General features: G+C 62.7%; 7 protein-coding genes, 1 tRNA gene and 1 other RNA gene. 5 read left to right on the top strand and 4 right to left on the bottom strand.

What is annotated here, in order from left to right:
- Positions 1–216: 216 nt before the first annotated feature.
- Positions 217–302: transfer RNA gene (locus HMPREF3101_RS00290), tRNA-Ser, on the bottom strand.
- Positions 303–426: 124 nt separating this feature from the next.
- On the opposite strand from HMPREF3101_RS00290, the gene ffs reads away from it, so the two are divergent.
- The 5 genes from ffs to recR all read left to right on the top strand — a co-directional run bounded on the left by ffs (position 427) and on the right by recR (position 5,133).
- An RNA gene (gene ffs, locus HMPREF3101_RS00285) (signal recognition particle sRNA small type) lies at positions 427–522 on the top strand.
- A 31-nt stretch (positions 523–553) separates the two neighbouring features.
- Positions 554–1,858 (top strand): aspartate aminotransferase type Ic, encoded by a 1,305-nt coding sequence (locus HMPREF3101_RS00280; RefSeq protein ID WP_070461870.1) that lies wholly within the window; start codon positions 554–556, stop codon positions 1,856–1,858.
- 10 nt (positions 1,859–1,868) lie between these two features.
- Positions 1,869–3,875 carry a DNA polymerase III subunit gamma and tau gene (locus HMPREF3101_RS00275; RefSeq protein WP_070461868.1) on the top strand — a complete coding sequence of 669 codons (2,007 nt, stop codon included), beginning with the start codon at positions 1,869–1,871 and terminating at the stop codon, positions 3,873–3,875.
- A gap of 51 nt (positions 3,876–3,926) precedes the next feature.
- On the top strand, positions 3,927–4,319 hold the full coding sequence (locus HMPREF3101_RS00270) for a YbaB/EbfC family nucleoid-associated protein (protein ID WP_070461866.1): 393 nt from the start codon (positions 3,927–3,929) through the stop codon (positions 4,317–4,319).
- A gap of 187 nt (positions 4,320–4,506) precedes the next feature.
- Entirely contained in the window at positions 4,507–5,133 is a 627-nt protein-coding gene (gene recR / locus HMPREF3101_RS00265) for a recombination mediator RecR (protein ID WP_070461864.1), read from the top strand.
- Positions 5,134–5,161: 28 nt separating this feature from the next.
- On the opposite strand, the gene HMPREF3101_RS00260 is transcribed toward recR, so the two are convergent.
- Genes HMPREF3101_RS00260 through HMPREF3101_RS00250 form a run of 3 tightly spaced genes read right to left on the bottom strand, consistent with a single transcriptional unit; the run spans position 5,162 to position 8,211 of the window.
- Complete coding sequence (locus HMPREF3101_RS00260; protein WP_070461862.1) at positions 5,162–5,914, bottom strand: type 1 glutamine amidotransferase; 753 nt, start codon at positions 5,912–5,914, stop codon at positions 5,162–5,164.
- Positions 5,907–7,196 carry a Mur ligase family protein gene (locus tag HMPREF3101_RS00255; protein WP_070461861.1) on the bottom strand — a complete coding sequence of 430 codons (1,290 nt, stop codon included), beginning with the start codon at positions 7,194–7,196 and terminating at the stop codon, positions 5,907–5,909. Before HMPREF3101_RS00255 ends, HMPREF3101_RS00260 begins: the two co-directional genes overlap by 8 nt.
- Before the next feature lie 10 nt (positions 7,197–7,206).
- Positions 7,207–8,211 (bottom strand): hypothetical protein, encoded by a 1,005-nt coding sequence (locus HMPREF3101_RS00250; RefSeq protein ID WP_070461859.1) that lies wholly within the window; start codon positions 8,209–8,211, stop codon positions 7,207–7,209.
- Between the last annotated feature and the right edge of the window lie 200 nt (positions 8,212–8,411).

Raw genomic sequence — 8,411 nt, 5'->3', positions numbered from 1 at the left:
TAGACATGATGGCGGTTGCATTCAGTATAGAACCCCATCTACACACACCTCTTTCGTCGAGAAGCAAAAGCCAAACAACCGTTCGAACCGCACCGGCAAACGGGGCCTGACTGAGTCCGGCGGGATTCAAGCGCACCTTGCTAATGTTGCCTAGGTAGCTACAAACGCGAAGGAAACGAAAACCGGCGCCCCATAAACCGGGGCGCCGGAATTTTGCGGAGGATGTGGGATTTGAACCCACGAGGGTCGTGAAACCCGCACGCGTTCCAGGCGTGTGACATAGGCCGCTAGTCGAATCCTCCAGCGACACTCGAAAGCAACTTCCGAATGCGTCTTTGGCCATGTTAGTCCACACCTCCACCTGAACCAAAACCGCAGGCAGCGCGTACAGCTTGTGTCTTTTGCGGCTTCCCAGCTACAGTGGCATGCAGGATCCCACGCGGTGTTATCTTGTGAACTCCCCCAGGGCGGGAACGCAGCAAGGGTCAGCGAGCTCTGGCAGGTGCGTGGGATCCCCTTTTTGTGTGTGGGAACGTTTTGTACGATGTAGTGCATGACTACCCATGACGGCACCCAAACCACTGCTTTTGCAAACCTTGGTGAGCAGGAGCTTGAAGCGCTCGCGCAGGATGTGCGCCAACGCTATGAAGACCTGAAGGCGCGCAACCTCAGCTTGGATTTGACGCGCGGTAAGCCGTCGAGTGAGCAGCTGGACCTGTCGAACGCGCTGCTGTCCCTGCCAGGGGAAGGCGACTACAAGGACGCCAAGGGCGCTGACCTGCGTAACTACGGCGGCTTGCAGGGTATTGAGGAGATCCGCCAGCTGTGGGGTAGCGTGCTGGGTGTCGATGTGGCCAATATTGTTGCCGCTGATTCCTCGTCGTTGAACATCATGTTTGACCTGATCTCCTTCGCATACATCTGGGGTACGAACGATTCGGAGCGTCCCTGGAAGAACGAGGAGAATGTCAAGTGGCTGTGTCCAACCCCAGGCTATGACCGTCACTTCGCCATCACGGAGCACTTCGGCTTTGAGCTGGTCACCGTGCCCATGACGCCGGACGGGCCGGACATGGACGTGGTGGAAGAGCTGGTGAAGGACCCACAGGTCAAGGGCATGTGGTCGGTGCCTATTTATGCCAACCCGACGGGCGCGATCTACTCGCGCGAGACCATTGATCGCCTGGCCGGCATGGAGACCGCGGCGAAGGATTTCCGCATTGTGTGGGACAACGCGTACGCCATCCACACGCTGACGGGCAACTTCCCGGAAAATCCGAACGTTATTGAGATTGCGGCGGAGAAAGGCAACCCGAACCGCTTCTGGTACATGTCTTCTACCTCCAAGATCACGTTCGCGGGTGCGGGTGTGGCCTTCTTCGCGTCGTCGGAGGGGAATTTGGAGTGGTGGGGTAAGCATGCGTCGATACGCGGCATTGGCCCCAACAAGATCAACCAGCTCGCTCACGTGCGCTTCTTTGGTGATGAGCAGGGCGTATACAACCAGATGAAAGCGCTGGCAGGTTCGCTGGAGCCGAAGTTCTCGGCCGTGATCCGTATTCTGCAGGATCGCCTGGGTGAGTACGACGTGGCACAGTGGACCACGCCGGAGGGCGGCTACTTCATCTCCATGGACGTGCTCGGCGGGTCCGCAACGCGTGTGTGGGAGCTGGCGAAGGAAGCCGGCATCACACTGACCAAGGCTGGTTCCGCGTTTCCGCACGGGCGGGATCCGCAGGACCGCAACATTCGTCTCGCGCCGTCGCTGCCGCCGATTGAAGAGGTAGAAACCGCGATGGATGGCGTGGCTACCTGCGTGCTCCTTGCATGTCTCGAGGGTGTAGGGGCTCTTCAGTAGACTGCTGAACGTGGCTCTGTACAGGAAATATCGTCCCGCGACGTTTGGTGAGGTCATCGGCCAAGAGCAGGTGACCCGCCCGCTGTCCACTGCGTTGGATAACGGGCGTATCGCGCACGCGTATTTGTTCTCTGGTCCGCGTGGCTGCGGCAAGACATCGTCGGCGCGTATCCTCGCGCGTTCGCTGAACTGTGTGCATGGGCCGACGTCCACGCCGTGTGGTCAGTGCCCATCGTGTGTGGCGCTGGCCCCGGGCGGCTCCGGCAACTTGGACGTGATGGAGTTGGACGCGGCGTCGCACGGTGGTGTCGAGGATATGCGTGACCTGCGTGAACGTGCATTGTTCGCGCCAGCTGAGTCGCGCTACCGCGTGTTCATCATCGATGAAGCGCACATGGTTTCCGCGGCCGGCAACAACGCGTTGCTGAAGATTGTGGAGGAGCCGCCTGAGCATCTGATCTTCATCTTCGCTACCACGGAGCCAGAGAAGATTCTGCCTACGATCCGTTCCCGTACGCACAATTACCCGTTCCGCCTGCTCGCACCGGCTGCGATGCGTCAGCTGCTCGAACGCGTGGTGGCCGAAGAGGGTGTTGTGGTGGATGAGAATGTCTACCCGCTGGTTATCCGCGCGGGTGGTGGTTCGCCGCGTGACACGCTGTCCATCCTGGATCAGCTGCTCGCCGGCGCAGGCCCGAACGGTCTGACCTATGAGCTTGCGTTGCCGCTGTTGGGGGTGACGGATCTCTCGCTTATCGACGCTACCGTGGACGCCCTCGCCGCCCACGACGCATCCACCGTCTTCCATACCATCGACGCGGTGATGGAGTCCGGCCATGAGCCGCGCCGCTTCGCCCTGGATTTGCTGGACCGCTTCCGTGATCTGCTGCTGATCCGCACTGTGCCGGATGCTTTTGGGCAGTCGCTTGTAGACGCCCCGGTGGACCGCGCCGACATCCTCCGCGCCCAGGCGGAGAAGTTTTCCTCCCAGCAATTGGCGCAACTCGCTTCCGAGGTAAACGATCGCATCGTGGACATCCGCGGCGCGACCGCCCCACGCCTGCTCCTTGAGATCATGATGGCGCACCTGCTGACGTTGCAGCCTTCCGCGCCAGCCGTTGCCGCTCCCGCTAATGCTGCGGTACCGGGCGCAACGGTGTCTGGCGGGGGCAGCGCTGCCGCTGCGGCCGCCGCTGCCGCAGCTGCTGCGAATTCCAACGTGCGCAGCACCTCCACCCCGGCACCGGAACCAGCGCCGCAGAAGCCTGCGCCGGTGGAGACGCCGACACCGGAACCCGCCGCCCAGCCAGACACCGACGACCTGTTTGTCAGGATTGAGGCGGATTGGACGCAGCTTCGCCAAGCAGTTGGCGGCCGCAACAAGGTTGCGGAGATCATGCTGACTGAGGCGCGCCCACTTGGCATGGACGGCGACACGCTGGTCCTTGGTCACCACACGGGTGCGCTTGCAGAGCGCATCAACGCGGACAACAACAACGCCGACATCGCCGCTGTGCTTTCGGAGAAGTTGGATGCGAAGGTGGGGGTGCGTTGTGTCGTCGGTACGGATCCGGCCGCAGCTAACCTCAAGCCTGTGGAGCGCAAGCAGGTGTGGAACCCCAACCGGCAGAGTGCGCAGGAAGCAGAGGCTGACGAACCCGACGACCCTGCCCCTGCCCGTGCGAAGGATGATTGGCGGGCCGCCGTCCAGGCAGCAAGTGCTCAAGCCGCCGCTCGGGCAAAGCGCGAGCGCGACGAAATCCCGCCACCGCCAGAGCCCGCGCGTGACGACGAGCCGCCGTACGACCCCTGGGTCGACAACACGCCACCACCTCCCGCGCCGGAGACTGCTCCAGAGGCTGTGCCAGCGACTGTGCCGGAGGAATACACGCAGGAAGATGAAGAGCGTGACATGGAGGACCAGGCGCGCGATGAGGAAGGCACGATTGATCGCAGGGACGCAACCGCGATCGCGATGGAACTGCTGGCCAGCGAGCTAGGCGCACGCCCTTTGTAAGCGGTCTGTAGACTGGTTGCCGAATTATTGACTACAGAAAGGGTAGAACCCATGACCGAGCCGAATATGCCCGCAGACATGCAGGAACTGATCCGCCAGGCTGCCGAGGTACAGGCAGCGCTGCAGCGCGCGCAGGAAGAACTGCTCGCCGCTGAGGTTGAAGGCACCGCAGGTGGCGGCCTTGTCACCATCACCATGACCGGTGGTGCAGAGATCAAGGACCTGTCCATCAAGCCGGAGGCTGTAGACGCTGACGATGTTGAGACCCTGCAGGACCTCATCCTCGCTGCTTACCGTGACGCGCACAACAAGGCTGGCCAGCTGGCGCAGGACAAGATTGGTCCGCTGACTCAGATTCAGGACCAAGCGCCGCAGGGCCAGGGCGGTCCGTTCGGTGCGCAGCCGGCAGGCCCGGGTGAAGTACCGTTCGGCGGCATCATCTAGCCCTCGCTTTTCTCAGAGTTGAACGCCTGGCTTCGGCCGGGCGTTTTTGGGGCTATGCCAAGGGTGGGTGAGCGCAAACATCGGATAGCAAACATCGGATAGAGGCTTTTTTGGCCGTTTTTCGGCCCTATCCGATCTTTGCTATCCGATGTTTAGGGCTATCCGATGTTTAGGATCGAGGAGTCGTATGTTTGAAGGACCGCTGCAGGATCTCATTGATGAGTTTTCGCGGCTGCCGGGCGTCGGCCCGAAATCGGCGCAGCGTATCGCCTTCCACCTGCTCAAAACCGAGACGGAAGACATTGACCGGCTGCGCGCAGCACTGGCCGCGGTGCGCGACGGCGTGATGTTCTGCCGTATTTGCAACAACGTGTCTCGCCAGGAAGTGTGCCGCATCTGCGCGGACTCTAACCGGGATACGTCCACGGTGTGCGTTGTTGAGGACGCTAAAGATATTCAGGTCATCGAACGCACCGGCGAGTATTCCGGCCGCTATCACGTGCTGGGCGGCGCGCTGGATCCCCTGGCAAACGTTGGCCCGAAGGACCTGGCGATTGCGCCGTTGCTGCAGCGCATCGGCGGGGTGCTTTCAGATCTTGAGGGCGCGGACGCACCCGCCATCACCGAAGTCATCTTGGCCACCGACCCGGACACGGAAGGGGAGGCCACAGCCAGCTACATCGCGCGGCTGCTGAAGGACTTCCCGGACCTAACCGTGTCCCGTCTGGCTTCCGGCATGCCGCTGGGCGGTGACTTGGAGTTTGTAGACGAGCTCACGCTGTCCCGCGCGCTCACCGGCCGACTGAAGCTTTAACCAAAGCTCTAGCCAAGCAAGGCCGGGGCTACTTCGCGCCGAAGCGTTCCATACGCAAACGGTCGATCACGGGGATTTCCAGCGGCTCCAGATCAGCAAGCTCCACTCCCAACGCTTGGGCAATGAGCAGGTCTGCAAGCTGCGGGTTGCGCGCTAGTGCTGGCCCGTGCATGTAGGTGGCGATGATGCTGCCTTGCACCACGCCCTCCACGGCCACAGCATCACCAGAACCAGCATCACCAGAACCAGCAGCACCATTGCCTACGCCGCGGGTGACTTTGCCCAGCGCTGAAGCATCGGAACCAAGTGTGGTTGCGCCGAGGTGGTTTTCAAACCCGGTCAAGGGTTCCGTAAGTGCGCGGGTGATGCCGGCGCGTGTGGGGGTAGAGGCGAGTTCGCCGATGGAGCGGGTGGGGGAGGGGTGCGTGGAGACGTCGATAAGCGAAAGCCCCTGGCACTCACTCCCACCTGCATGGAAGGTGTGGCCGAGGATCTGCATGCCGGCGCACACCGCGAAGATGGGACGGCCGCCAGCAGCTGCAGCCTGCAACCCCGGGGAGGCGGCGAGGCGCGCAGCCGCGATGATTTGTGCGGAATCTTCGCCGCCGCCGAGCGTGTATACGTGACAATCCGCAGGCACCTCATCGTTGAGCATGATGCGACGGATATCCGCGTTGATACCGCGGCGGCGGGCGCGTTCGCGCAGGACAAGCGCGTTGCCGTCGTCACCATAGGTGCCCAGCACATCTGGCAGGACAAGACCGATAGTCAGGTTAGGCACGGTAGTCCTCCTCCTTTGCAAGCGCGCGGCGCAGATTCAGCAGCGCAGTGTAGTTAGCCAGGACCTCAACGCGACCCGGGGGACACGCGCGGATTGCTGCAACCGGGTCGTGGATCAGCTCGTTTTTCACGCCGCCGTAGAGCAAGCGCACCGCCAGGTCTGTCGCCCGCTCGCCGGAAGCCTTAACAGGGGTGGTGCCGAAATTGTCAAAGGTGATGTCCCACAGCCAGGAGACGTCCTCGCCGTCGCCCTGCTGGGAGTTCACCGCGATGACAATGCCAGCAGCATCCGTATCCAGCATGGTCAGCGCCTCCTGCCAGCCGGCAGGGTTCTTGGCCAGCAGGAAGTGCACCTCGCGGACACCCAGGTGAGCGGTAGTGTAGCGGCCAGCGACGTTGTTCACGCCTTCGGCAGCGGCAACCGCGTCCTCCACCGAGACGCCGAAGGCCTCCACAGCACACGCCACTGCTTGGGCGGCATTGCCACGGTTGGCACGCCCCGGCAGCTGCAGCGACAATCCCACGGTGCGCTCAGGCGTGTGCAGGCCGTCCGCGTCCACGCCGTAGGAGGGGGTGGGGCGGCGGAACTCGCGGCCATCCTCAAGCGGTTCGACCGCAAACCAGTCATCCTCCGTGCGCACGATATGCCCGCCGGAGCGCGGGTTAGTCACGGAATCACCAGTCCAGCCAGCGCCGGCGGACACCCACACCACCTTCGGGTGATCAAACGCAATGGAAGTAATCAGCACATCATCGCAGTTCGCCACAATCGTGGCCTGCGGATTGGCCTCCACCGCGGCGCGCAGCGCGCGTTCAATCTTGGTGATCTCGCCCACGCGGTCCAGCTGGTCACGCGTCAAGTTCAACAGCACAATCGCCTCCGGCTGAAGACGCCTAGCCACATGCGGCACGTGCAGCTCATCAACCTCCAGCACAATGTGGGACGCATCCTTGCCCGCAAGGAGTGCGGAAATGATTCCGGCGTCCATGTTGTCGCCGCCGTCATTGGTGGCCACCGTGTACTTGGAACGCAACGCGCTTGCCAGCATGTTGGTGGTGGTGGATTTACCGTTGGTGCCAGTCACCAGCACCGCCGGGCGACCAGCGGCGACCGTGTCCATAATGTTCGGATCAATTGCACCCGCAACCAGGCCGCCGATCATGCCGCCGGCGCCACGGCCGGTGGCCTTCGATGCTGTGGTGGCCAAACGCGCAGCACCCAACGCCAGCGAGGATCGCAGGCGGGCAAAGCGTCCTTGTGTAGAGCGCTTGTTGTCAGTCATGCAGGATAGGTTACTCTCCCGCACCCGCACTGTTGTCCGCCATTGTCTGCACGGCGGCTTCGAACTCACTGGCAGTCAGAATTGGCATGTCTTTCCTGAACGCGTGCATAGCCTTGCCGCGCAGCTCAACGCCCTTGGCCAACGCTTCGGACACCACTACAGATGTCTGGCGGGTGAGCTTCTCGGCGTACTTCAGCCCAGCGTGTACACCCGCGGCGATTAGCACATCAGGGTTGACGGTCACATCATCCGTCACCACAAACTCCATGCCACGTTGCAGGCCTTCCGCAGGCGTGTACAGCACGCGCTCGGCGTTCCGGCCGGTGCCGTTCGCGGTTTGCGTATGCCCTGCTGCACGCGAGGAGTTGCCAGCTTTCGCCGCATCCACCCGCACCTGCGAGCGCTGCAAGCCAAAACGGTCGCCGGCCAGGTCAGCTGGGTCGAGGGCAACAATCTCGCCGGACTCCTTCAGCGCCAGGAACATGGCGATCAGGGTGCGGACGCGGGCATCGCCGCCCACCGGCGACACGCCAATCAGGTCCGCGACGTGCTCCATCCTCGCGTCCACAGGAATATGGCCCTGCCTGCGCACAGTCGCAAGCACATCCACAATGGCCTCCGGCTTCGGCACATGTCCCACGCGTTGGCGGTGCTTGTTGCCACGCCCGCGGCGGGAGCGGTTCGCGCGCGCAGCGGAGTTCATTGCGCGTTTTGCTTCAGAGACGATCAGTCCCCAGTCGAGGGGGGAGTCGTAGAGGATCAACGTTTTAGCGTCGATAAGCTTGTCCAGCGTGCGCAACTGCCTGGCAAACCGGGGGGCTTGCGCGAAATCGCCCACCTCAAGGCCGTGCGTGTGGCGCGGGCCCGGGTCGGTGCCTGGGTTGAGCACCTGGTGGAATTCCTCGCCGATGCGTCCGGCGGCGTCAAACGTGACCGCGTCAATGGTGAGCAGCCGCGCGTTTGAGGGATGGATCCCATTCGCCCGCACGGACAGCGCGACGTAGGGGTAAGTCATTCTTGCAGCGTAGCAGGGAGCTTTTGCTTGCCGACGCTACGGCGTAACCCTATACAACGGCTGATCCAACGGGGCATTGCTTCGGACCCTGAACGGGCCCATGTTGTACTCGTACGGGTGCTGGTCCGACGGTGCAGGTGCCGGAGCGGGCGCTGGAGCCGGAGCGGGCGCTGGAGCCGGAGCAGGCGCTGGAGCCGGAG

Source organism: Corynebacterium sp. HMSC29G08 (assembly GCF_001806875.1).
Classification (GTDB): Bacteria; Actinomycetota; Actinomycetes; order Mycobacteriales; family Mycobacteriaceae; genus Corynebacterium.
The sequence above is the reverse complement of the archived record's forward strand: the minus strand, read 5'-3'. Positions and strand labels throughout refer to the sequence as shown.

Bases quoted from the DNA above. Each gene is read 5' to 3' on its own strand.
- HMPREF3101_RS00280 (WP_070461870.1), top strand. From the start codon at position 554: ATGACTACCCATGACGGCACCCAAACCACTGCTTTTGCAAACCTTGGT.
- HMPREF3101_RS00270 (WP_070461866.1), top strand. From the start codon at position 3,927: ATGACCGAGCCGAATATGCCCGCAGACATGCAGGAACTGATCCGCCAG.
- recR (WP_070461864.1), top strand. From the start codon at position 4,507: ATGTTTGAAGGACCGCTGCAGGATCTCATTGATGAGTTTTCGCGGCTG.
- HMPREF3101_RS00255 (WP_070461861.1), bottom strand. From the start codon at position 7,196: ATGACTGACAACAAGCGCTCTACACAAGGACGCTTTGCCCGCCTGCGA.
- HMPREF3101_RS00250 (WP_070461859.1), bottom strand. From the start codon at position 8,211: ATGACTTACCCCTACGTCGCGCTGTCCGTGCGGGCGAATGGGATCCAT.